General features: G+C 67.7%; 26 protein-coding genes. 11 read left to right on the top strand and 15 right to left on the bottom strand.

All coding sequences use genetic code 11. The features are described 5' to 3' along the window. On the bottom strand, positions 1–258 hold the full coding sequence (gene rpsP, locus ACVCMI_RS12305; RefSeq protein WP_395119195.1) for a 30S ribosomal protein S16: 258 nt from the start codon (positions 256–258) through the stop codon (positions 1–3). 195 nt (positions 259–453) lie between these two features. Then, the gene (gene ffh, locus ACVCMI_RS12310; RefSeq protein WP_395121407.1) at positions 454–1833 is read right to left on the bottom strand and encodes a signal recognition particle protein; all 1380 of its coding nucleotides are present in this window, start codon (positions 1831–1833) and stop codon (positions 454–456) included. A gap of 96 nt (positions 1834–1929) precedes the next feature. Here ffh and ACVCMI_RS12315 point away from each other — a divergent pair, with 96 nt between their 5' ends. After that, positions 1930–2730 (top strand): cytochrome C assembly family protein, encoded by an 801-nt coding sequence (locus ACVCMI_RS12315; protein ID WP_395119197.1) that lies wholly within the window; start codon positions 1930–1932, stop codon positions 2728–2730. An 18-nt stretch (positions 2731–2748) separates the two neighbouring features. Here ACVCMI_RS12315 and radA read toward each other — a convergent pair whose 3' ends face one another. From radA to ACVCMI_RS12350, 7 genes are all read right to left on the bottom strand, one after another. Continuing rightward, a complete protein-coding gene (gene radA / locus ACVCMI_RS12320; RefSeq protein WP_447098635.1) occupies positions 2749–4134 on the bottom strand; it encodes a DNA repair protein RadA in 1386 nt (461 codons plus the stop codon). 87 nt (positions 4135–4221) lie between these two features. Then, positions 4222–5310 carry an alanine racemase gene (gene alr / locus ACVCMI_RS12325; RefSeq protein WP_447098634.1) on the bottom strand — a complete coding sequence of 363 codons (1089 nt, stop codon included), beginning with the start codon at positions 5308–5310 and terminating at the stop codon, positions 4222–4224. 158 nt (positions 5311–5468) lie between these two features. Further along, the gene (locus tag ACVCMI_RS12330) at positions 5469–6863 is read right to left on the bottom strand and encodes a replicative DNA helicase (protein WP_395119203.1); all 1395 of its coding nucleotides are present in this window, start codon (positions 6861–6863) and stop codon (positions 5469–5471) included. A gap of 278 nt (positions 6864–7141) precedes the next feature. Then, positions 7142–7591: a 50S ribosomal protein L9 gene (rplI, locus tag ACVCMI_RS12335; protein WP_395119205.1), complete on the bottom strand. Its 450-nt coding sequence runs from the start codon at positions 7589–7591 to the stop codon at positions 7142–7144. Positions 7592–7753: 162 nt separating this feature from the next. Continuing rightward, complete coding sequence (gene rpsR, locus ACVCMI_RS12340; protein ID WP_007081973.1) at positions 7754–7984, bottom strand: 30S ribosomal protein S18; 231 nt, start codon at positions 7982–7984, stop codon at positions 7754–7756. A gap of 15 nt (positions 7985–7999) precedes the next feature. Next, positions 8000–8425, bottom strand: a complete 426-nt coding sequence (gene rpsF / locus ACVCMI_RS12345) for a 30S ribosomal protein S6 (protein ID WP_395119207.1) — start codon at positions 8423–8425, stop codon at positions 8000–8002. Positions 8426–8596: 171 nt separating this feature from the next. Beyond that, positions 8597–8923, bottom strand: coding sequence for a HesB/IscA family protein (locus ACVCMI_RS12350; RefSeq protein ID WP_136258380.1), 327 nt, complete (start codon positions 8921–8923; stop codon positions 8597–8599). A gap of 148 nt (positions 8924–9071) precedes the next feature. On the opposite strand from ACVCMI_RS12350, the gene asnS reads away from it, so the two are divergent. The 7 genes from asnS (at position 9072) to ACVCMI_RS12385 (ending at position 15129) form a co-directional block, all read left to right on the top strand. Beyond that, a complete protein-coding gene (gene asnS, locus ACVCMI_RS12355; protein ID WP_395119211.1) occupies positions 9072–10472 on the top strand; it encodes an asparagine--tRNA ligase in 1401 nt (466 codons plus the stop codon). Positions 10473–10477: 5 nt separating this feature from the next. After that, positions 10478–11278: a hypothetical protein gene (locus tag ACVCMI_RS12360; protein ID WP_395119213.1), complete on the top strand. Its 801-nt coding sequence runs from the start codon at positions 10478–10480 to the stop codon at positions 11276–11278. After that, positions 11275–11586: a hypothetical protein gene (locus ACVCMI_RS12365; RefSeq protein WP_395119215.1), complete on the top strand. Its 312-nt coding sequence runs from the start codon at positions 11275–11277 to the stop codon at positions 11584–11586. The genes ACVCMI_RS12360 and ACVCMI_RS12365 overlap by 4 nt, the downstream gene beginning before the upstream one ends. A gap of 22 nt (positions 11587–11608) precedes the next feature. After that, positions 11609–12397, top strand: a complete 789-nt coding sequence (locus ACVCMI_RS12370; protein WP_447098633.1) for an SDR family oxidoreductase — start codon at positions 11609–11611, stop codon at positions 12395–12397. A gap of 113 nt (positions 12398–12510) precedes the next feature. Next, positions 12511–13989 carry an aldehyde dehydrogenase gene (locus ACVCMI_RS12375; protein ID WP_447098632.1) on the top strand — a complete coding sequence of 493 codons (1479 nt, stop codon included), beginning with the start codon at positions 12511–12513 and terminating at the stop codon, positions 13987–13989. 37 nt (positions 13990–14026) lie between these two features. Next, positions 14027–14692: a carbonate dehydratase gene (can, locus tag ACVCMI_RS12380; protein ID WP_395119221.1), complete on the top strand. Its 666-nt coding sequence runs from the start codon at positions 14027–14029 to the stop codon at positions 14690–14692. Beyond that, the gene (locus tag ACVCMI_RS12385) at positions 14689–15129 is read left to right on the top strand and encodes a RidA family protein (RefSeq protein ID WP_395119223.1); all 441 of its coding nucleotides are present in this window, start codon (positions 14689–14691) and stop codon (positions 15127–15129) included. Before can ends, ACVCMI_RS12385 begins: the two co-directional genes overlap by 4 nt. A gap of 45 nt (positions 15130–15174) precedes the next feature. On the opposite strand, the gene ACVCMI_RS12390 is transcribed toward ACVCMI_RS12385, so the two are convergent. The 4 genes from ACVCMI_RS12390 to ACVCMI_RS12405 all read right to left on the bottom strand — a co-directional run bounded on the left by ACVCMI_RS12390 (position 15175) and on the right by ACVCMI_RS12405 (position 19141). Beyond that, positions 15175–15417 carry a hypothetical protein gene (locus ACVCMI_RS12390; RefSeq protein WP_447098631.1) on the bottom strand — a complete coding sequence of 81 codons (243 nt, stop codon included), beginning with the start codon at positions 15415–15417 and terminating at the stop codon, positions 15175–15177. 187 nt (positions 15418–15604) lie between these two features. After that, complete coding sequence (gene hutG, locus ACVCMI_RS12395; protein WP_447098630.1) at positions 15605–16384, bottom strand: N-formylglutamate deformylase; 780 nt, start codon at positions 16382–16384, stop codon at positions 15605–15607. Between the two features lie 96 nt (positions 16385–16480). After that, positions 16481–17830 carry a glutathione-disulfide reductase gene (gene gorA, locus ACVCMI_RS12400; protein ID WP_447098629.1) on the bottom strand — a complete coding sequence of 450 codons (1350 nt, stop codon included), beginning with the start codon at positions 17828–17830 and terminating at the stop codon, positions 16481–16483. 51 nt (positions 17831–17881) lie between these two features. After that, positions 17882–19141, bottom strand: a complete 1260-nt coding sequence (locus ACVCMI_RS12405) for an NAD(P)/FAD-dependent oxidoreductase (protein WP_447098628.1) — start codon at positions 19139–19141, stop codon at positions 17882–17884. Positions 19142–19313: 172 nt separating this feature from the next. On the opposite strand from ACVCMI_RS12405, the gene ACVCMI_RS12410 reads away from it, so the two are divergent. Beyond that, on the top strand, positions 19314–19838 hold the full coding sequence (locus ACVCMI_RS12410) for a C40 family peptidase (protein WP_395121408.1): 525 nt from the start codon (positions 19314–19316) through the stop codon (positions 19836–19838). 249 nt (positions 19839–20087) lie between these two features. Here ACVCMI_RS12410 and ACVCMI_RS12415 read toward each other — a convergent pair whose 3' ends face one another. Continuing rightward, positions 20088–20573, bottom strand: a complete 486-nt coding sequence (locus tag ACVCMI_RS12415) for an FKBP-type peptidyl-prolyl cis-trans isomerase (protein WP_395121409.1) — start codon at positions 20571–20573, stop codon at positions 20088–20090. Positions 20574–20610: 37 nt separating this feature from the next. Next, entirely contained in the window at positions 20611–21843 is a 1233-nt protein-coding gene (locus ACVCMI_RS12420; protein ID WP_447098627.1) for an MFS transporter, read from the bottom strand. A 129-nt stretch (positions 21844–21972) separates the two neighbouring features. Here ACVCMI_RS12420 and ACVCMI_RS12425 point away from each other — a divergent pair, with 129 nt between their 5' ends. After that, a complete protein-coding gene (locus ACVCMI_RS12425) occupies positions 21973–22629 on the top strand; it encodes a class I SAM-dependent methyltransferase (protein WP_447098626.1) in 657 nt (218 codons plus the stop codon). Between the two features lie 146 nt (positions 22630–22775). Continuing rightward, positions 22776–24104, top strand: a complete 1329-nt coding sequence (locus ACVCMI_RS12430) for a DEAD/DEAH box helicase (protein WP_395119237.1) — start codon at positions 22776–22778, stop codon at positions 24102–24104. Position 24105: the final 1 nt, after the last annotated feature.

The following is a 24105-nucleotide window of genomic DNA, read 5'->3' on the forward strand; positions in this document are numbered from 1 at the left end:
TCAGGCGGCCGGCTGCTGCTTGCCGGCTTCCTTGACGAGGGCGGCGACCTTGTCGCTCATCTGCGCACCCTTGCCGACCCACTCCTGCACGCGCGCCACGTTCAGCTCCAGACGCTTGTCCTTGCCGGAGGCGACCGGATTGTAGAAGCCGACGTTCTCGATGTTGCGGCCGTCGCGCTTGCTGCGCTGATCGGTCACCACGACGTGGTAGAACGGACGGCCCTTTGCGCCACCGCGCGAAAGACGAATCTTGACCATGGTAAAACTCCGGAAATTGCCGAATCAGCGGCAGGCGCACGAGAGTCGTGCGCGGGAAACGGGGCATTTTAGCGGATTTTCGGGAAAAGGGAAGGCTTGGGAAGGCAGGAGTGAGTGGAGAGGAGTGGGAAACGAGAGAAAGCCAGCTCGGCGCTCCACTCTCGTTTCTCGCTCCTCTCCGCTCGTTTCTCGCCTTCAGCGCATCGGCGGCAGCCCGCCCATGCCACCCATGCCCTTCATCGCGCCGCGCATCTGCCGCATCAGGCCCTTGCTGCCGCCCTTGCCCAGCTTGGACATCATCTTTTCCATCTGCATGTACTGCTTGAGCACCCGGTTAACGTCGGCCGGCTGGGTGCCGGAGCCCCGCGCCACGCGGGCACGGCGCGAGCCGTTGAGCAGGTCCGGGTGGCGGCGCTCCTTGCCGGTCATCGAGTTGATGATCGCGATCATCTTCTTCATTTCGCCGTCGTTGACCTTCGACTTCACGCTGTCAGGCAGGCTGGAGACGCCGGGCAGCTTGTCCAGCAGGCCGGCCAGGCCGCCCATGTTGCCCATCTGCTCCAGCTGATCCTTCATGTCGTTGAGGTCGAAGCGCTTGCCCTTCATCACCTTCTGGGCCAGCTTCTGCGCCTTGTCCTGGTCGACCTTGCGCTCGACCTCCTCGACCAGGCTCAGCACGTCACCCATGCCGAGGATGCGCTGGGCCAGGCGGTCGGGATGGAATGGTTCAAGCGCGTCGGTTTTCTCGCCGGCACCGAGGAACTTGATCGGCTTGCCGGTAACGTAGCGCACCGACAGCGCCGCGCCACCACGGGCGTCGCCGTCGCTCTTGGTCAGGATCACGCCGGTCAGCGGCAGCGCCTCGTCGAACGCCTTGGCCGTGTTGGCCGCATCCTGGCCGGTCATAGAATCGACCACGAACAGGGTTTCGATCGGCGTGATCGCGGCGTGCAAGGCCTTGATCTCGGCCATCATCGCCTCGTCCACATGCAGGCGGCCGGCGGTGTCGACGATCAGCACGTCGACCAGCTCGCGCCGCGCGGCGGCGATGGCGTCCCTGGCGATGCGCACCGGGTCCTGGCCCACCTCGGAGGGGAAGAACTTCACCCCGACCTGCCCGGCCAGCGTGCGCAGTTGCTCGATGGCGGCCGGACGATAGACATCGCAGCTGACCACCATCACTTTCTTCTTCTTGCGCTCGGTCAGCAGCCGCGCCAGCTTGGCGACCGTGGTGGTCTTGCCCGCGCCTTGCAGGCCAGCCATCAGCACCACCGCGGGCGGCTGCTGGGCCAGGTTCAATTCGGTGTTGGCGATGCCCATCACCATGGTCAGCTCATCGCTGACCACCTTCACCAGCGCCTGACCGGGCGACAGGCTGCGCGCCACTTCCTGGCCGACCGCGCGCACCTTGATGCGCTGGATCAGCGCCTGCACGACCGGCAAGGCCACATCCGCCTCCAGCAGCGCGATGCGCACTTCGCGCAGCGCTTCGCGGATGTTCTCGTCGGTCAGCCGGCCGCGACCGCGCAGTCGGTTGACGGTGGTGGCAAGGCGTTGGCTGAGCGACTCGAACATGGCGAAACCGGCGAACAGGAAAAGGATGATTATAGCGGACGGATCGATCGGCTCCCGCATGCAACCCGGCCGGGCCCTGTGCGACACTTCACCGTCATGCCGCTGACTCTTCCTTCCATTCTCGCCATCGCCCTCTACGCCGGCGGCGCCGCCTTGCTGGCTGCTCCGCTGACGGGTTGTCCGCGCTCGCCGCGGCGGCTCGGCCTGGCGACGGCAACGGTGGCGGTCCTGCTGCACGCAGCGGTCCTGCTGGGAGCGCATGGCGGCCGGCTCGACCTGCACTTCTTCGCCGCGCTGTCGCTGGTGGCCTGCGTGGTGGCTGCGCTGACCCTGCTGGTGAACCTGTCGCGACCGGTCGCCGGGCTGGGCGTGATCGTGTTTCCGCTGGCTGCACTGTTGCTGGCGCTGGACGTGTTCCTGGCGCCGCCGACCGTGCCCAGGCCCATGGACTGGCAGATCCAGTTGCACGTGGTGATCGCGCTGCTTGCCTACAGCGTGCTGTCCATCGCCGCGGTACTCGCCCTGCTGCTGGCGGTGCAGGAGCGCGCGCTGCGCGCGCGCCGGCCAGGCATGCTGGTTCGCGCCCTGCCGCCGCTGACCCAGACCGAAGCCTTGCTGTTTCGCCTGATCGGCGCCGGATTCGCGCTGCTCACCCTGACCTTGCTGAGCGGCTTCCTGTTCATCGCCAATATCCGTGCGCAACACCTCGTGCACACCACGGTGCTCAGCGTCGTGGCATGGCTGATCTTCGGGGCCTTGTTGTGGGGTCGCTGGCGCCATGGCTGGCGCGGGCGTAGCGCCGTCAACCTCACCCTGATCGGCATGGCGGTGCTGGGGCTGGCGTTCTTCGGCTCGAAATTCGTGCTGGAAGTGATCCTGCAGCGCACGATGGGCTGAATCCGCCCGCGACCGGTTCTAGCGGCAGGCGTCGATCGCCTCTCCCAGCCGCTCCACACCGATCACTTCCATCTCGCCGACCCTGCCCTTCTTCGGCGCATTCGCCTTGGGCACGATCGCGCGGCGGAAGCCGTGATGGGCCGCTTCCTTGAGCCGCTCCTCGCCATTGGGCACCGGACGGATCTCGCCGGACAGGCCCACTTCGCCGAAGGTGACCATGTGCTCCGGCAGCGGGCGATCGCGCAGGCTGGACAGCACCGCCAGCAGCACCGGCAGATCGGCCGCGGTTTCCTGCACGCGGATACCGCCGACCACGTTGACGAACACGTCCTGGTCGTACGCGGCCACGCCGCCATGCCGATGCAGCACGGCAAGCAGCATGGCGAGCCGGTTCTGCTCCAGGCCCAGGGTGACCCGGCGCGGATTGCCCAGCGAGGACTGGTCCACCAGCGCCTGCACCTCGACCAGCAACGGGCGGGTGCCCTCGCGAGTCACCATCACCGCACTGCCGGAAGTCGGGCCGCTGTGCGAGGAAAGGAAGATCGCCGACGGATTCGGCACCTCGCGCAGGCCCTTGTCGCTCATCGCGAACACGCCCAGTTCGTTGACCGCGCCGAAGCGGTTCTTGAACGCGCGCAACACGCGAAAACGGCTGCCCGATTCGCCCTCGAAATACAGCACCGCATCGACCATGTGCTCGAGCACGCGCGGGCCGGCGATGCCGCCCTCCTTGGTCACGTGGCCGACCAGGAACACCGCCGTGCCGGTCTCCTTGGCGAAGCGGGTGAGCTTGGCGGCCGACTCGCGCACCTGCGACACCGAACCGGGCGCGGCGGCCAGCAATTCCGTCCAGATGGTCTGGATCGAGTCGATCACCAGCACCTTCGGCCGCGTGGCCATGGCCTGTTCGAGAATCCGTTCGATGCAGGTCTCGGCCAGCGCCTGCAGCGGCTCCAGCGCCAGGCCCAGGCGCTGCGCACGCGCGGCCACCTGCGAAAGCGACTCCTCGCCGGTGACGTAGACGCTGGGCAGCTGCAGACCCAGCGTGCCAAGCACCTGCAACAGCAGGGTCGACTTGCCGATGCCCGGATCGCCGCCGATCAGCACCACCGAACCCTGCACCAGACCGCCGCCCAGCACGCGGTCCAGCTCGCCGATGCCGGTCAGCGTGCGCGCGTCGGCGGTCAGCATCACTTCGGTAAGCGGCGTGATCTTCGGCGCGCCCGCAGCGGCGCCGGCATAGCTGGAACGCTGTGCACCTGCCGACGCCTTGCCCGCCGTGGCCGGCTCCAGCACGATCGCGCTGAGCGTGTTCCACACCCCGCACTCGACGCACTGTCCCTGCCACTTGCTGTGCTCGGCGCCGCATTCGGTGCAGACGTAGGCGGTCCTGGCTTTGGCCATGCGGATTTCCCGAGTGAAGCGACAGAGGACAACGAGTTTAGTGCGCGACCATCGCAGGCGGCGAGACGCGCGCGGCGCGCAACGATGTCAGCCTTCGTCCTCGACGAACAGCACACGGCGGGTCATGCCGCAAGTGAGGTCGTAGGAGATCGTGCCGGCCGCGGCGGCGATCGTTTCGACCGGAAGCTGCGGCCCCCACAGCGTCACCCGGTCGCCGATCGTCGCGTCGGGTGCGCCGCGCAGGTCGAGCGTGATCAGGTCCATCGAGACCCGGCCGATCAATGCCACGCGGCGATCGCCGACGAGCACCGGCGTGCCGGCGGCGGCACTGCGCGGGTAGCCGTCACCGTAGCCGACCGCGGCCACACCGACCGGCATGTCCTCGGGACAGGTCCAGGTGCCGTTGTAGCCGATGCGCTCGCCTCGGCCGATGCGGTTGATCGCGATCAGCCGGGTGGACAGCGTCATCGCCGGGCGGAAGCCGAAATCGCCACCATGCCTGCCCTCGACGACCGACAAGCCGTACAGCAATCCGCCGGTGCGCACCCAGTCGCCGCGCGCGTCGGGCCAGCCGAGCACCGCGGCGGAATTGGACAGCGAGCGCGGGCCGGCGAACGAGTCCGTCACCGCCGCGAAACGGGCGATCTGCGCCGGCGTCTGCGGGCCGTCGAACACCTCCGAATCGGAAAAATGCGTAAGCAGGCCTATCTCGGGATCGACGCCGGCCATCGCGGCCAGCTGCGCATGCACCGCCGCGATACGCCCGGGCGCGAAGCCCAGCCGGTGCATGCCGCTGTCGACCTTCAGCCACACCCGCAGCCGCCCGCGCACCGGCGCCATCGCGGCCAGCCATGGCAACTGCGCCTCGTGGTGGATGGTCGCTTCCAGCTGCAGCCGCTGCATCTCGGCGAGGTCGCCCGGCTTGTCCGGCCCGGACAACACCACGATGCGCTGCCGATGCCCCGCCGCGCGCAGGCGCAGGCCATCGCCCAACGCCGCCACCGCAAAGCACTCGGCCTCGCCATCCAGCGCACGCGCCACCCGCTCCAGCCCATGCCCGTAGGCATCGGCCTTGACCACCGCCATCACCTTCGCCGGCGCCGCCATGGCCTTGAGCCGCGCCAGATTGTGGCGCAGCGCACCGAGATGGATGGTGGCGACGGTGGTGCGGCTCATGGGGCTTCGCCAGGGAATCGGGAATGGGGAATAGGGAATGGGAACAGCACGTGGCCTCGAGACATGCCCTGATGTTCCGGACCTGGCAAACACACCGGAATGCCCCGGAGATTGCAGGCGCTTCTCGATTCCCTATTCCCCATTCCCGATTCCCTGCCTCAATCAAACCCGCCCACGAACGAGTCCGGTGCGTAGTTCACGAACTTGGTGTAGTGGCCGAGGAAGGTCAGTTTGCAGGTGTCGGTGGGGCCGTTGCGCTGCTTGCCGATGATGATTTCGGCGATGCCCTTGTCCTGCGATTCCTTGTTGTAGTACTCGTCGCGGTAGATGAACATGATCACGTCGGCGTCCTGCTCGATGGCGCCGGACTCGCGCAGGTCGGACATCATCGGGCGCTTGTCGGCGCGCTGTTCCAGCGAGCGGTTCAACTGCGACAGGGCGATCACCGGCACGTTCAGCTCCTTGGCAAGCCCCTTCAGTGAACGCGAGATTTCTGAAATTTCGGTGGCGCGATTCTCCGTGTTGCCGGGCACCTGCATCAGCTGCAGGTAGTCGATCACGATCAGGCCGAGACCGCCGTGCTCGCGATGCAGCCGGCGCGCGCGCGAACGCAACTCCACCGGCGACAGGCTGGGCGTGTCGTCGATGAATATCTTGGCGTCGGACAGCAGCGCGATGGCATTGGAGACGCGCGGCCAGTCCTCCTCCTCCAGCGTGCCGTTGCGCAGATGCTGCTGGTGGATGCGGCCCACCGAGGAGATCAGGCGGAATGCAAGCTGCGAGGAGGACATCTCCATCGAGAACACCACCACCGCCTTCTTGCTGCCCAGCGCCGCAGTCTCGGCGATGTTCAATGCGAAGGCCGTCTTGCCCATCGAGGGGCGCGCGGCCACGATGATCAGGTCCGACGGCTGCAGGCCGGAGGTGAGCTCGTCCAGGTCGGTGAAGCCGGTGCTGACGCCGGTAAGCTGGCCGCGGTTCTGGTAGCGCTCGGTGAGCAGCTTGAAGGCATCCTTCACCGCCTCGCGCATCGAGACGGAATCCTTCTTGCCGCGGGCGCCGGATTCGGCGATGTGGAACACGCGCTGCTCGGCGCTTTCCAGCACCTCGTGCACGCTCTTGCCTTCGGGCCGGTAGCCGTCCTCGGTGATCGAGGTGCCGGCGTCGATCAGCTGGCGCAGTACCGACTTCTCGCGCACGATCTCGGCATAGGCGGCAATGTTCGCCGCGCTGGGCGTGCTGTTGGCCAGCTCGATCAGGTAGCCGGCCCCGCCGACCATCTCGGCCAGGCCATTGCTCTCGAACCAGTCGCCCAGGGTCACCGCGTCGCACGGCATGCCCTTGTTGGCCAGCTCGTTGATCGCGCGCCAGATCAGCCGGTGATCCTTGCGGTAGAAATCGTCCTCGGCCAGCCGGTCGGCGACGTTGTCCAGCGCGCCGGGGGCCAGCATCAACCCGCCCAGCACCGCCTGCTCCGCGTCGATGGAATGCGGCGGCACCCGCAACGCCTCGATCGCCGCGGAGGAGGATTTGCGCTCTGGGACGAAGGACATCGGATTACCTCGGGAACGACCCCGCCACCGGCGCCGCAGGCGCCGACCGCAGGTGGGCGGACATGTCGACACATCATGCGCGGCCGCGTCTCACGCGTCGAGACAACAACTCTGTGGATATGTTGGGGATGGCTGGGGATAAAGCCGGGAATGGGGAATCGGGAGTGGTGAATCGAAGGCAGCGACCAGGCCGTTTCCGATGCCCTGTTCCCCATTCCCGGCCCTCGAAAAACAAACGGGCGCCTCGCGGCGCCCGGACGTTTCCGATGGACCGGAACTTACTTGTCGCTGACCACGATCACCTTGACGGTGGTGTGCACGTCGGCGTGCAGGTGCACGGCAACCTCGAACTCGCCGGTGGTGCGCAGCGGGCCTTCGCCCAGGATCACTTCGCCCTTGTGGACGGCGTGACCTTCGGCGGCCAGGGCCTCGGCGATGTCGCGCGGGCCGACCGAACCGAACAGCTTGCCCTCGGCACTGGCATGTGCCGGGATCGTCACCGCCACGTCGGCGAGCTTGGCCTTGCGCGCTTCGGCGTCGGCCAGCACGGAGTTGGCCTTGGCCTCGTACTCGGCGCGACGCTGCTCGAATGCGGCCAGGTTGGCGGCATTGGCGCGCGCGGCCTTGCCCTGCGGCAGCAGGTAGTTGCGGCCGTAACCCGGCTTCACGGTGACCTTGTCACCCAGGTTGCCGAGATTGCGGACTTTCTGCAGAAGAATGAGTTCCATGATGCTTTCCTGTTCGTTAGCGCCGGTGTGGCCCGACGCAGCCAGAGGACGGTTGTCCGAATTGAGGGAATAGGGAATAGGGAATGGAGAATAGGAAATAGGAAAAGCGGAGCTACGGAGCAACCGATTCCCTATTCCCTACTCCCTATTCCCTCGACGCCCTCAGACGTCGTGGTTGTCGGTATACGGCAGCAGCGAGAGGAAGCGCGCGCGCTTGATCGCGGTGGCCAGCTGGCGCTGGTAGCGCGCCTTGGTGCCGGTGATGCGGCTGGGCACGATCTTGCCGTTCTCGGTGACGTACTGGCGCAGGGTGTTGAGATCCTTGTAGTCGATCTCCTTCACGTCTTCGGCAGTGAAGCGGCAGAACTTGCGGCGGCGGAAAAACTTGGACATGTGGGTGCTCCCTGATCAGTCGTCGCTGTCGCGATCGTTGTCGGCGTGGCCATGGCCACGGCTCTCGCCATCGTTGTCGTCGTCGCGGCGACGGCTGGACTTGGCGTCGTCCTTTTCCTTCGACTTCAGGATGAAGGACGGCTCGATGTCGGCCTCGTCACGACGGATCACCAGGTGGCGCAGCACGGCGTCGTTGAAACGGAAGCCGGACTCCAGCTCGTTCAGCGCGTTCTGGCTCACTTCGATGTTGAGCAGCACGTAGTGTGCCTTGGCCAGGTTGACGATCGGGTAAGCCAGCTGGCGCCGGCCCCAGTCTTCCAGGCGGTGGATCTTGCCGCCGTCGGCCTCGATCAGCGACTTGTAGCGCTCGAGCATGGCGGGAACCTGCTCGCTCTGGTCCGGATGGACCATGAATACGACTTCGTAATGACGCAGGGTCATCGTGGGTTGACTCCTTGTGGATGCGGCCAAAGCGGCCTGGCAGCCTCCCGTCAGTGCGGTGAGGCAAGTGTCCCGCCCGTGCCCTTTCGGGTGCAGACAGAAGCGGAATTGTACGATGACGCACAACGGCCACGCAAGTCATTGAAAAGCCTGCGCGCCGGGCAGAGGCGCTCAGCTGACGGTGAAGCTCTCGCCGCAGCCGCACTCGCCGGTGGAGTTCGGGTTGTGGAACACGAAGCTGGCGTTGAGCCCGTGGCGCTGGAAGTCGATGACGGTGCCGTCGACCAGGGCCAGGCTCTTGTCGCTGACGATCAGCGGCACGCCGTCCACCTCCAGCAGCCGGTCACCCTCGTCCATCGACTCGGCCAGGTCGACCACGTAGGCAAACCCCGAACAGCCGGTGCGCTTGACCCCGAAGCGCACGCCTGCCGCCGCGGGCGTCGAGGCGAGGAAGTGGCGCATGCGTTCGTTGGCAGCGGGGGTGATGCTGATGCTCATGGCAGGCGGATTCGATCTCGTGAAATGGGCGGCAGGTGTCGCGACCCGGGCAAGCCCTACATTATCATGCGGGTTTGGCTCCGCGCGCCGCGCGGGTGCCCACCATCCAGCGCACCGACCGGTGCGCAAGCAGCAGGAGTTCCAATCCATGGCCGTGGTCAGTGTGAAGCAGGCGTTGTCGGGCAGCATCGATGCCGGCAGCCAGGTGACCGTGCGCGGCTGGGTGCGCACGCGCCGCGATTCCAAGGCCGGCCTGTCCTTCGTCAACGTCACCGACGGCTCCTGCTTCGACCCGATCCAGGCGGTAGTGCCGGCCACCCTGGCCAATTACGAGAGCGAGGTGAAGCACCTCACCGCCGGCGCGGGCGTGATCGTCACGGGCACCTTGGTGCCCTCGCAGGGCAAGGGTCAGCGTTTCGAGATCCAGGCCGGCGAGGTGATCGTCACCGGCCTGGTCGACGACCCGGAGACCTACCCGATCCAGCCCAAGCAGCACTCGATGGAGTTCCTGCGCGAGGTCGCCCACCTGCGCCCGCGCACCAATCTGTTCGGCGCGGTGACGCGCGTGCGGCACACGATGATGACGGCGATCCATCGCCACCTCACCGAGCAGGGCTTCTTCTGGATCAACACGCCGATCATCACCACGTCGGATGCGGAAGGCGCCGGCGACATGTTCCGGCTGTCCACGCTGGACCTGGCCAACCTGCCGCGCCTGCCCGACGGCAAGATCGACTTCCGCAAGGACTTCTTCGGCCGCGAGGCGTTCCTCACCGTGTCCGGCCAGCTCAACGTCGAGGCCTATTGCCTGGCGATGAGCAAGGTGTACACCTTCGGTCCCACTTTCCGCGCCGAGAATTCCAACACGGCGCGCCACCTGGCCGAGTTCTGGATGTGCGAGCCGGAGATCGCCTTCGCCGACCTGGCCGCCAATGCCGACTGCGCCGAGGGCTTCCTCAAGGCGATCTTCAAGGCCGTGCTGGACGAACGCCCCGACGACATGGCGTTCTTCGCCGAACGCGTGCAACCGGATGCGATCAGCCGGATGGAGGCATTCATCGCCAAGCCGTTCGAGCGCATCGACTACACCGACGCGATCGAGATCCTGAAGAAGTCCGGCGAGAAGTTCGAATACCCGGTCGCCTGGGGCATCGACCTGCAGACCGAACACGAACGCTACCTCGCCGAGAAACATGTCGGCCGCCCCGTGGTCGTGATGAACTACCCCGAGGCGATCAAGGCGTTCTACATGCGCTTGAACGATGACGAGAAGACCGTGGCCGCGATGGACGTACTCGCGCCCGGCATCGGCGAGATCATCGGCGGCAGCCAGCGCGAGGAACGGCTGGATCATCTGGACCGCCGCATGATCCAGTTCGGCCTCGATCCGGCCAGCTATGGCTGGTACCGTGACCTGCGTCGCTACGGCACGGTGCCGCACGCCGGGTTCGGCCTCGGCTTCGAGCGCCTGCTGGTCTACATCTGCGGCCTGTCCAACATCCGCGACGCCATCCCCTACCCGCGTGCCGCCGGCACCGCCGAGTTCTGACGCCCATGTCGTACCGCTTCGCCGCCCTTGCCGCCGTGTTCACCGCCGCCCTCGCGCTGACCGGCTGCCATGCCGCCAAGGCGTTGCTGCCGCCCAACCTGCGGCCGCCCGCGGAGGACCCCGGCGATCCGCTGAAGATCGCCCAACTGCATCTGCAGCAGGCCACGCCCTGCTGCAGCAGCTTCGCCGATTTCTCCTACCGCAGCCTGCTGCCGTGGCAGCCGCAGAAGTTCACCCTGGGCAGCGGCAGCATGGTCGCCAACCTCAACGGCACCAAGAGCTATTTCCTCGCCTTCCGCCTGCCCACCGGCATGAAGCTGCCGTACCGGGTGGCGCTGAAATCGGAATTGAACGGACGCTGGCTGCATGCCAGCTACCTGTTCGCGCCCACCATCGTGCTGCTCGACGACGGCTTCCAGCCGATCCGCTTCGACGACATCCGCCTGTGCGAACACATGGGCTGGAGCGACGAAACCAGCGGGGCCTTCGGCAGTTTCAAGATCGACAGCGACAAGGCCCACTACCTGCTGGTCTACAGCTCGGCCGACCAGCAGTCGGGCAAGACCTACTGGGAGCAGTCGCCGGCCTCGCTCTCCAACGCCACCACTGCGGCCACCCTGAAGATGAACTCCAGCGGCAGCTTCAGCATCCCGCACGGGCCGGACGGGTCGCTGTGGATCGGCATGATGAACTCCGTCTACCAGAAAGCCATCGACAACGCGGTGTGCGGCGAAGCACCCCACGGCGACGGCCTGCTGAACGAGTTGCCGCTGCCCTGGAGCGGGAAACGCGGCAGTTCGTCGTGATCGTGCTGTACTTGGCGTTGCTGGTCGCCGGGGTGGGCCTGTTTGTGCTGTCGTTCGTGGCGCAATACCGATTGGCCACGCTGTTGCGACGGCGTTATCCGCAACACTGGCAAATCATCGCGGCAGCCGACCACGCGCGGCCCTCCGCCTGGCGCCGCTGGGCGCGAATGCAGCAGGTGCTGCGCTCGCCGGCACTGCCGGCGCTGGGCGACCGCTCGATCGACCGCTGGCGCCACCTGTGGCGACTGGGTCCCTGGCTAGGCTGGCTGTGCTGGCTGGGCGCGCTGGCCACGCGTCTCTCCTCCTGACCCCTCACCGAGGAAGAACTCCATGCAACTGGATCTGAGTGGACGTCATGCGCTGGTCTGCGGCGCTTCCCAGGGCATCGGCCGTGCCTGCGCGATCGAGCTGGCCCTGCTCGGCGCCAACGTCACCGTGCTTGCGCGTCGCGCCGAAGTGCTGGCCGAGGTGGTCGGCAGCCTGCCGCGCACCGACGGCGCGCAGCACCACGACCTGCTGGTCGCCGATGCGAGCGACACCGGCAGCCTGCGCGAGCGGGTCGAAGCCCTGGTCGCGGCGGCGCCGGTGCACATCCTGGTCAACAACAGCGGCGGACCGCCGCCGGGCAGCATCCTCGACGCCACGCCGCCGCAATTCCTCGATGCCTTCGGCCAGCACCTGCTGGCCAATCACACGCTGGCGCAGGTGGTGATCCCCGGCATGCGCGACGCCGGCTGGGGCCGCATCGTCAACATCATCTCCACCTCGGTGAAGGAGCCGCTCTCCGGCATCGGCGTCTCCAACACCACCCGCGGCGCGGTGGCGAGCTGGGCCAAGACCCTGGCTGGCGAACTGGCGCCGCTGGGCATCACCGTCAACAACGTGCTGCCGGGCTCCACCCACACGCCGCGGATCGAACAGATCGTGCGGGTACGGGCGCAGAAGTCGGGGCGCAGCGAAGTGGAAGTCGCGCGCGAGATGGCCGCGGAGATTCCGATGGGCCGCTTCGCCGATCCCGCGGAAACCGCCGCCGCCGTCGCCTTCCTCGCCTCCCCGGCGGCCAGCTACATCACCGGCACGAGCCTGCCGGTCGACGGTGGGCGCATGCGCTCGCTCTGAGCGACCAGACCCGCCAGCCGCCCGACTGAAGCCCGGCCCATCCAGCGCGTCGCGCGCCCTGCGTACGGTCGCGTTCGGTGCAATTGTCGCGTGCTGGACTTAAGATGACGCGGATGTCCACTCCGCGCCTAGCCAACCTGATCGACGGCCGCCTGCGGGCGCCTATTAGCGACAGCTGGCTCGACGTGCACGAACCCGCCACGGCGGGCGTGCTGACCCAATGCCCGGATTCCGATGCCGCCGATGTCGGGGCCGCCGTGGCCGCCGCCAGTCGCGCAGCAACCGCCTGGGCGGCCACGCCGATCGAGCAACGGGCGCACTTGCTGCACCGCCTGGCCGACCTGATCGAGGCGCGGCTGGAGGAGTTCGCTGCGCTGGAATCGCGCGACAGCGGCAAGCCGCTCGCCCTCGCGCGCCGCCTCGACATCCCGCGCGCGGTGAGCAACCTGCGCTACTTCGCCGCCGCGATCACCGGCTGGGGCAGCGAATCGCATGCGATGGAAACGGGCACGCCGGGCGCCGGCGCCATCAACTACACCTTGCACCAGCCGCTCGGCGTGGTCGGTTGCATAAGTCCGTGGAACCTGCCGCTGTACCTGTTCACCTGGAAGATCGCGCCGGCACTGGCGGCCGGCAACACGGTGGTGGCAAAACCCTCGGAGATCACGCCGTGCACTGCCGCCCTGCTGGGCGAGCTGAGCATCGAGGCCGGCTTTCCGCCGGGCGTGCTGAACATCGTGCACGGGCTGGGGCCACAGGTCGGCGAAGCCATCGTGGCGCATCCGGCGGTCAAGGCGGTGTCGTTCACCGGCTCCACGCGCACTGGCGCGGCCATCGCTGCCGTCGCGGCACCGGCGTTCAAGAAAGTCTCGCTGGAGATGGGCGGAAAGAATCCGGCGATCGTGTTCGCCGATGCGGATCTTTCCGACGCCAACCTCGACACCATCGTGCGCTCGGGCTTCGCCAACCAGGGCGAGATCTGCCTGTGCGGCTCGCGCTTGCTGGTGCAGCGCTCCATCTACGACGCGTTCCGCGAACGCTATCTTGCGCGCGTGCAGGCGCTGCGCGTGGGCGATCCGGACGACGCACGCAGCGACCTCGGCGCCATGGTGTCGCGGGCGCACTACGACAAGGTGCTCGGCTGCATCGCACAGGCCCGCGCCGAGGGCGGACGCGTGCTGTGTGGCGGCGCGGCGGTTGCCGTGCCGGGCCGCTGCGCCGGCGGCTGGTTCATCGCGCCGACCGTGATCGAAGGGCTGCCCTCTTCGGCGCAGACCAACCAGCAGGAAATCTTCGGCCCGGTAGTCGCGCTGATCCCGTTCGAGGACGAAGCCGAGGCGCTGGCGATCGCCAACGACAGCCACTACGGACTGGCCGCGTCGCTGTGGACGCAGGATCTTTCCCGCGCGCACCGGCTGGCCGGGCAACTCGAATTCGGCATCGTGTGGATCAACTGCTGGTTGCTGCGCGACCTGCGCACGCCGTTCGGCGGCGCCAAGCAATCGGGCGTCGGCCGCGAGGGTGGTGCCGAGGCGCTGCATTTCTTCACCGAACCGAAAAACGTCTGCATCGCGTACGGTGCCAGCCCCTGATACGCCGCGCCACCCGTCCGAAACGCCTGGAACCTCGATGAACTCACTGAACGATCTGCTTGCCAACAACCGCCGCTGGGCCGATCAGGTCACCACGCAGGACCCGACCTTTTTCGAGAAGTTGTCGCAGCAGCAGGCGCCGCAGTATCTGTGGATCGGCTGCTCGGATTCGCGCGTTCCGGCCACCCAGATCGTCGACCTGCCGCCGGGCGAGATCTTCGTGCATCGCAACGTCGCCAACGTGGTGGTGCACACCGACCTCAACGCGCTCAGCACGATCCAGTTCGCGGTCGACGTGCTCAAGGTCAAGCACATCCTGGTCGTCGGCCACTACGGCTGCGGCGGCGTCGGCGCGGTGTTGAAGGAGAGCCGCCTCGGCCTGATCGACAACTGGCTGCGGCACATCACCGACATTGCCCTGAAGCACTCGGACAAGCTCGACCCGAACCAGTCGTTCGCCCTGCGCCACGCCCACCTGTGCGAGTTGAACGCGCTGGAACAGGCGCTCAACGTCTGCCACACCACGGTGGTGCGTGAAGCCTGGGAGCGTGGCCAGCAACTGGCCGTGCACGCGTGGATCTACGGCCTGGACAACGGTCACATGCACGACCTGGGGCTGGACGTGCGCGGCCGCGAACAGTTGCCCGAAGCCTATGAGCAGGCGGTGGCCCAGCTGACCCGCCGCTGGACCGGCGGCGCATGAGCGGCGCGGGTATCCGCACCGACGCCGCGCCGCAACCGGTGGGCGCCTATCCGCACGCGCGGCGGGTCGGAGATTTGCTGTTCCTGTCCGGCGTCGGCCCGCGTCAACCGGGCAGCAATGCCATTCCCGGCAACGTCCACGACGCGGATGGCCGTCTGCTCGACTACGACATCGAGGCGCAATGCCGACAGGTGTTCGCCAACGTGCGCGCCGTGCTGGAAGCCAGCGGTGCGCAGTGGACCGATCTCATCGACGTCACCGTGTTCCTGACCGACATGGCGCGCGACTTTGCGACCTACAACCGCCTCTACGCGGAATATTTCGCCGGCGTCGACGCCTGCCGCACTACGCTGGGCATCCACAGCCTGCCCACGCCGATCGCGATCGAGCTCAAGTGCATTGCCGCGCTGCCGGCACAAAAAAACCCGCCGACCTGAGTCGGCGGGGCACTGAAGCCAGAACCTTTCCAGGCCGGCGCGGGATCAGCCCGCGGCCGGCGTGGCGGCGGCCTTCTTGTGGCTCTTGTGATGCTTGTGGGTCTTGTGGTGCGTCGTCGTGTGCGCAGCGGCTTTCGGCGCAGCTTCGGTCGCCGGGGCGGCCTTGGTTGCCACGGCAGCCTGCGCCGCGGGGGCGGCGGCCTGCGGGGCAGCAGCCTGGGCCAGCACGGAGCCGGAAAGCGCCACGCCCGCAACCAGCAGGGAGGCAATCAGAACATTACGCATCATGGTGACAAACCTCGGAGAAGAAATGCCGCGAGCCCGGCCGGAACCCGGCGCCTCGGGTGGCGCGACGGCAAGACAATGCGGCGCACAGGACATACGGCTGCTGAATGCAGCAGGCCATTTCGGTGCGCCGGATCGCGCCGGATCTTGACAGTCGAAAAACGCTCCGGCCGCCGGCAATTTCTTGCGTTCAGTCCAGACAGGTGCGCAACAAGGATTCGATCAACGCCTGCACCTGCGACGCCTTCGACGCGTCATAGGCAAAGCTCGCCTCGTCCATGTAGTTGAGCTGCACCAGCTCCAGTTGCACCGCCTGCACGCCGGCGTCCGGGCGACCGTAATGACGGGTGATGTAACCGCCCTTGAAACGCCCGTTGATCGCAACGCTGAAGCGCGACTGCGCCTGCAGGCCATCGGCCAGGCGCATCTGCAGGGCGGCATCGCAGCTCGCCCCGTTTGCCGTACCGAGGTTGAAATCCGGCAGCCTGCCCTCGAACAGCATCGGCACGCGACTGCGGATCGAATGGCCTTCCCACAGCACCACGCGGCCGTGTTCGGCCCGCAACCGCGCAAGTTCCTGCGCCAATGCATCGTGGTAAGGCTGCCAGTAATCGTTTATCCGCCGTTGAACTTCGGCCGCGTCGGGCGCATCGCCGTCGCGGTACAAGGGCTCGCCATCGAAGCCGATCAACGGCACCAGGCCGGTCTCGCGCTGGCCCGGATACAGCGCATGGCCATCGGCAGGCCGATTGAGGTCGACCACGTAACGCGAGGCGGCAGGTTTCAGCACGCTGGCGCCCAGCGCCTCGGCCAGCGGCTCGTACAACCGCGCCACGTGCCAATCCGTATCGGGCGAGCGCCGCGCGGCCGGGGGCATGCGCGCGGCGATGTCGGCGGGAATGAAGCTGCCATCGTGCGGCAGGCTGATCAGCAGGGGTACGCGGCCCCGGTGCAAGGTGAACGTGTCCATGGGGGTAGTCTAAGGGCCGGGATCAGGGTTGGGGAGTCGAAAGCCAAAGCCCGCATGCGGCCGCTCCCCCGAATCCCGAGTCTTCGATCGCGACCACTAATCCATCAACACCAGTTCTTCCGCCGAGGTCGGGTGGATCGCCACCGTGGCATCGAGATCGCGCTTGCGGATGCCGCGCTTCAGGGCTACCGCGAACCCTTGCAGCATCTCGTCGGCACTCGCGCCCAGCAGATGAATGCCGACGACGCGTTCGTCCTCGCCAACGCACACCAGTTTCATCAGGCTCTGCTCACGCTTGCCCACCAGCGCCCAGGCCATGGGCGTGAAGCGGCTGCAGTGGATGCGCACCGCGTCGCCGTGGCGCTCGCGGGCCTCTTCCTCGGTAAGGCCGACGCGACCCAGCGGTGGCTTGGAGAACACCACGCTGGGGATGTTGCGGTAATCCAGCCGCGACTCGTCCTGCCCGCCGAACAGGCGGTCGGCGAGCGCGCGCCCGGCGGCCACCGCCACCGGGGTCAGCGCATGCCGGCCGGTGACGTCGCCCACCGCGTGGATGCCCGCGACGTTGGTGTCCTGCCAGGCATCGGTCGTGACGTGGCCCTTGTCGTCCCGCTTCACGCGGACAGTATCCAGACCCAGCGATTCGGTGTTCGGCACGCGCCCCACCGCCCACAGCACCGCGTCGTAGGGACCTCGCGTGCCGGCAACGGCAGCGTCGTCCAGCACGATGCCATCGTCGGTGCGACGTGCGCCGCGCACGTCGGTGTCCAGCTGCACGGCGATGCCCTGGCCATGCATGTGTTCGCGCAGGGCGCGCACCAGTTCCGCGTCGAACCCGCCGAGCAGGCGCTCGCGCGCCAGCATCTCGACGCTGCAGCCGAGCGCCCGCAGCAAGCCGGCGAACTCCGACGCCACGTAACCGCCGCCGACGATCGCCACGCGCGCGGGCGCGGCGTCGAGCGCGAAGATGTCGTCCGACACCAGACCCAGATCGAAGCCGGGGAGATCCAGCCGACGCGGCCGTGCGCCGGTGGCGATCACCACGTGCGGCGCCTGCGCACGGTGGCCATCGGCCAGCTCCACCGTGTCCGTCGCGACGAATCGCGCGGCTTGCCGCACAAGCTCGACACCGGCCTGCTCCAGCCGTTCGGCATAGCGACGGTCGATGCCTCCGATGTAGGCCACGCGCACCTCGCGAAAGTGCCGCCAGTCCAGCGGCCCGGGCTGTGCATCGAACCCCAGCGCTGTCGCCCAGCGCTGCTCCTGCGCCCATTGCGCGGCGATCCACATGGCCTTCTTCGGCACGCAGCCGCGATGGACGCACGTGCCGCCCAGTTCTCGCGGCTCGACCAGGGCCACGCGGGCACCATGCCTGGCTGCGCGAAAGGCCGTGGCCAGGCCGCCGGAACCGGCGCCCAGCACGATCAGGTCATGGCTTGCCGTCATCGCATGCTCCTCGGCGTTCGTGGAAGGCGCCGACGGATGGCGCCGCGATCGCTACAGCCCGAAACGCGAGGGTGCGTAGGGGGTGGCGTCGAGCAGCGCCGGCGTGCCGGCCAGCAGCGACGCCACCAGTTCACCGGTGGCCGCCGACATGCTCACCCCCAGCATGCCATGGCCGGTGGCCAGGCACAGATTGGTCCAGCGCGTGCTGGGGCCGATGATCGGCACTTCGTCGACGCTCATCGGTCGCCAACCCCACCATTCCTCCAACAGCCGGCCACCGGCCGGTTCGCGCAGGTTCGCGGCGGCGCCGCGGCGCAACGCGTCCAGACGGGTGCGATTGAGCCCGGTGCGGTAGCCGGAGAACTCCATCGTGCTGCCCAACCGGAAACCGTCGCTCCAGCAAGTGACGCAGACGGAAGGTTCGCGCAGGCTCAGCGCACGGCGCGGCGCCAGCGCGGGACGATCCCAGGTGATCGAATAACCCTTGCCCGGCTGCATCGGCAGGCGCAGCTCCAGTTGTCGTGCCAGCAGCGGCGACCACGCGCCCAGCGCCATCACGATGCGCTCGCCGCGGAACGCTCCGCGAGAAGTGCGCACGCCGGTGATCCGCGTACCGTCGGTGATGAAGCCCTCGATGCACGCACCGCTCTCGATCGTGCCGCCGCATTCGAGCACGCGGCGCGCCAGCTCGGCCGCGTAGCGGTCCGGCCGCAGCGAGGCATCCTGCGGATGCAGCACGCCGCCGGCCACGCCCGGTTTCAAGGCCGGCTCCATCGCCTCGACCTCGGCGCCGTCCAGGCGCTGCACCGTCACGCCGAGTTTTTCGAGCAGCGCCGCATGCCCCTTCTCGTCCGCCTGGCGCAGCCGGTCCGTGCGGTAGACATGCAAGGTACCCTGCTCGCTGAACTCGCAGTCGAGCCCTTCGTCACGCACCAGCTCGCCGAGCAACCGGCGCGAGCGCTGCAGGATCGCCAGCCGCGCATGGGTCGCCGCATGGAAGTCGCTCCAGTTGCAATGGCGCGCGAAACCCAGCAGCCAGCGCAGCCGCGGCCCGTCCAGGCGCGGGTCGAGATACAGCGGCGCGTCCGCGTGGACGATCGACCGCAACGCGACGCCGATCATTCCCGGCATGGCCAGCGACGCCGCATGGCTGGGCGTGATGGTGCCGCAGTTGCCGTGCGAACTGCCGCAACCGGGCGTGCCCTGCTCCAGCACGCGCACGCTGGCACCGGCCTTGCGCAGTTGCAGCGCACAAGCCAGCCCGATGACGCCGCCACCAAGGATCAACACATCGTCGCGATCCGAATCCATCGACGGATTGTAACCAGCTGCGCCGATACCGCGGCATGGCCACAACTGCACCAACTTGTGAGAACTTTCTTCCAACCCATTGATTTGATAACCTCAGCCCGACTCAAGCCGGGACCCCGCCATGCGCATGGACCGAACACGCCGCGTCACGTCGATCGCCGCCGCCCGGCGCATGACGCACGCCTTGCTGCTCGGCGCCATGCTCGCGTTGCTGGCCGCTTGCGCCAGCGCGCCGCACCATCGCGAGCCGACCTACAGGACTTCGCATTCCGCGCTGGCCGACCTGCCGCCACGCGCACCGTCAGCCGCCAGCGCGGGCGAAGCCAACGACATCCTGTTCCGCGCGATCGGCCTGGTGGGCACGCCTTATCGCTGGGGCGGCAACACGCCGGCCGGCGGCTTCGACTGCAGCGGGCTGGTCGATTACATCTACCGCACGGCGGCCGGCATCGCCCTGCCACGCACCTCGCACGCCATGGCCTCGATGCGCGCGCACAAGGTGAAGCGCATGACCCAGTTGGCCAGCGGCGACCTGGTGTTCTTCGACATCGGCGGCAGCATCAGCCACGTCGGCGTGTACGTCGGCAAGGGGCGTTTCGTGCATGCGCCGAACAGCGGTGGCACGGTGCGGCTGGACGACATCGACGGGCCGTACTGGGGCGATCATTTCGCGTACGGGAAGCGGGTGCTGGATTGAGGGGCCACACGGGCCGGAACCCTGCAGGAGCGCACCTTGTGCACGATGCCTTTCGTTACGCGGCGAAGATCGTCGCGCACAGGGTGCGCCGCTGCACGAATTGCCGGCCCTCATCCGGACCTTTCACCCGCAGTGGGACTTCCGCGGGTCGCCCGGGCTACCCCTCTCCAACGCTCCCGTGGAAGGGAGAGGGCCAACGAATGACGGCGCCCGAGGGCGCCGTCATTGCCTTGATTCGATATCCCCTGCTCAGTGCTCCGCACTGCCCGGCGGATGGGCATGGCCGTGCTGGAGTTCTTCCTCGGTGGCCTCGCGCACCTCGCCGATGGCGACATCGAAATGCAGGTCCTTGCCGGCCATCGGATGGTTGAGATCCACGTCGATCGTGCTCATGCCGACCTTGTGCACGGTGACGGCGCGCTGGCCGCCCTGCTTCAGCTGCAGCACGGTGACCATGCCGGGCTTGAGTCGGCTGGCCTGCGGGAAGTACTTCTTGGACATGCGCTGGATCTGGCCTTCCTGGCGCTCGCCGTAGGCGTCCACGGCGGCCACGTCCACCGCGAGATTCTCGCCGGCTTCGTGGCCTTCCAGGGCGGCTTCCAGACCGGGAATCAGCTGGCCGTGGCCAAGCAGCACCCACAACGGCTCGTCGCGGTCGTGCGAGCTTTCGACCTTGTCGCCGGCCACCGTCAGCGTGTAGTGCAGGGAAACCACCTTGTCCTTTCCAGCTTTCATCATGTGTCTCGCAAGAGGGCGCAAACCGGCGATTCTATCAGGAGTGCGACCTGCCAAAGCGCGTACCGCGCACCTCCGGCCCCAGCCAGGCCAGCAGCGCCAGCGCGACGGCGACCACGGCCATCCACCCCGCCATCACCAGCGCATAGTTGCCGCCGCTGCGGTCGGCCAGCCACGATTGCGCGGTGGCCGTGCTCGCGGCCAGAAGATTGCCCAGCTGGTAGGCGAAGCCGGGCAAGGTGCCGCGCACGTCGTCGGGCGACAACTCGTTGAGGTAGGCCGGCACGATGCCCCAGGCCCCCTGCACCATCACCTGGATGAGGAACGCGCCCAACCCGAGCAGCACCAGCGAGCCGCCATGCGTCCACAGCGGAATGCACGGCAAGGCCAGCAGCGCCGCCACGATCATTGCCCGCCGCCGACCGATGCGTTCGGACCAGGCGCCGAAGCTCAGACCACCGAGGATGGCGCCTGCGTTGAGCAGCATCGTCAGCACGGTCACCGCGCCGACCTGCAGGTGCAACTGCGATTTGAGGAAGGTCGGATACATGTCCTGCGAGCCATGGCTGAACATGTTGAACGCCATCATCAGCAACATCATGTACAGCAGTCGCTTCCATTGCCCGCGCATCGAATCGCGCAGGCTCCGCCGCTGCCTGCCCACCTGTCCCGCCTGCCACACCGGCGACTCGGGCACCTTGCTGCGCAGATACAGCACCAGCAACGCCGGCAGCACGCCAACGACGAACATCGCGCGCCAGCCCAGGCCCAGCACGTCGAATACCACCCAGTAGGCGATCGCGCCGAGAAAGTAGCCGCACGGGTAGCCGCTCTGCAGCAGCCCGGAAACCATGCCGCGGGAACGCGCCGGGATGCTCTCCAGCGCCAGCGAAGCGCCGATGCCCCACTCGCCGCCCATCGCGATGCCGAAGGCGAAGCGCAGCACCAGCAACACGGTCAGCGTCGGCGCGAAGGCGCAGGCGAGTTCCAGCAACGAGAACAGCAGCACGTCGAACATCAGCACCGGCCGGCGCCCGTAGCGATCGGCCAGCCTGCCGAACAGCAGAGCGCCGAGCGGGCGGGCCGCCAGGGTCAGCAAAATGCCCAGCGTCACCTCGGTCTTGTGCACGTGGAAATCGTCGGCGATGTCGCCCAGCACGAACACCAGCAGAAAGAAGTCGAACGCATCCAGCGTCCAGCCCAGGAAGCTCGCCGCCACCGTATGCCGCTGGGTGACATCGAGTTGGCGCAGGGGTGCAAACCATGACATCGCGGAACTCCAGGGAGCGGCCGTCGGCCAGCGCTGCGCACGGTATGCACGAGGCCGGCCCGCCACGCAACCCCGCACCGTCCCGGCAAGCTTGCTAGGCTGGCCGCATCTTCGGCACGCGGGACGCGCATGGACCGTCACACCCGGCAACGCATCGCCCGGCTCTATCAGGGCAGCCTGCAGCGTGGCTATGTGCGCGGCAAGCTGGCCAGCGACCCGGTCTACGCGGCCGTGGCGGCGCGGATCGACGGCACCGCATTGCCGCTGCTGGACATCGGTTGCGGCATCGGCCTGCTGGGCCAGTACCTGCACGCGCAAGGCCACCACCAGCCCTACCTCGGGCTGGACCACGACTCGCGCAAGATCTTGGCGGGCCAACGTGCGGTGCAACGCGCGGGACTCGATGCCATGATGCGGCTGCAACAGGCCGACGCCGCCGAACTGCCCGCGCAGCAGGGCCATGTCGCCCTGCTCGACGTACTGCACTATCTGCCCGCCGTGCGCCAGCCGGCCCTGCTGCGGGACGCCGCCCGGCACCTGTCGCCGCAGGGCTGCCTGATCATCCGCAACGTACTGCGCGAGGCCAACTGGCGCTTCCACGCCACCCGCGTGGAGGAGTTCTTTCTGCATGCCTCCGGCTGGATTTCCGGCGGTGCGCAGCATTATCCGAGTGCCGACGAATTGCGCGAGCCAATCGAGCAGGCGGGGCTGGAGGTGCGCATCGAGCCGTTGCGTGGGCGCACCCCGTTCAACAGCTACCTGGTGGTGGCGCACCACCCGCGCTGACTCCTGCCCGAAGGGGCAGACGCCGGCGCGTCGAATCCGCTATACTTGTCGGGCCGTCGTCTTCACGATGGCAGCGGCACCTGCCGCCCCCCTTCCCTTTGCTTCGCAACACGGTATGAACACTCCGGGTTGCCCAGGAGTGTTTCATGTCCTTCGATTCGCTGGGCCTTGCGCCCGCGTTGTTGCGTGCGCTCGCCGATTACGGCTACGCCAATCCCACCCCGATCCAGGCCGCGGCGATCCCGCCGGCGCTGGAAGGTCACGACCTGCTCGCCGCCGCCCAGACCGGCACCGGCAAGACCGCCGCGTTCGCCCTGCCCCTGCTGCAGAAACTGTCGACCAGCGGGCAGACCATGACCCGCCGCCCGCGCGCACTGATCCTCACCCCCACCCGCGAGCTGGCCGCGCAGATCCACGAGAACATGCGCGACTACGGCAAGCACATCCACGTCAGCGCCACCACCATCTTCGGCGGCGTCGGCATGGGTCCGCAGATCAATGCGCTGCGCCGCGGCGTGGACATCGTCATTGCCACCCCGGGCCGGTTGATCGACCACCTGCAGCAGCGCACGCTCGACCTCTCCGCGGTGGAAACGCTGGTGCTGGACGAAGCCGACCGCATGCTCGACATGGGCTTCCTGCCGGCGCTGAAGCGCATCCTGCAGGTGGTGCCGAAGAAGCGCCAGACCCTGCTGTTCTCGGCCACCTTCGCACCGGCGATCAAGACGCTGGCGATGGAGTTCATGCACAACCCGCGCGAGATCTCGGTCTCGGCGCCGAACACCGTGACCGCCCTGGTCAGCCACCAGGTGCACCCGGTGGACGCCTCGCGCAAGCGCGACCTGCTGCTGCACGTGCTGTCGCAGGACAGCCGCCGCCAGAGCCTGGTGTTCAGCCGCACCAAGCACGGCGCCGACAAGCTGGTCACCTACCTCAACGCCTCGGGCCTGCGCAGCGCCGCGATCCACGGCAACAAGAGCCAGAACGCGCGCACGCGCGCCCTCAGCGATTTCAAGAGCGGCCGCGTCACCGTGCTGGTCGCCACCGACATCGCCGCGCGCGGCATCGACATCGAGCAGTTGCCGATCGTGATCAACTTCGACCTGCCGTCGGTGGCCGAAGACTACGTGCACCGGATCGGCCGTACCGGCCGCGCCGGCATGGAAGGCCTGGCGCTGTCGCTGGTCAGCCATGACGAATCCGGCTTGTTGTTCGACATCCGCAAATTGCTCAAGCAGGACATCGCGATCACCGCCGTGGCCGGTTACGAGCCGTCCGCCCCGCTGCGACTGGATGCCGGCGCGCCGCGTCCGAAGCAGGGTGGCGGCGGTCAGCGCCAGCAGTCGCGGGCACCGCGCCAGGGCAAGCCCGCCGGCGCGGCACGGCCGAACGGCTACGCGCCGCAGGGCCGCGGCGATCACGCCGCCGGCAACCAGCGCCGCCGCAACAACCGGCGCCCGGCGGCCAAGGCCTGAG

The sequence above is a fragment of the Rhodanobacter sp. UC4448_H15 genome (assembly GCF_052978265.1).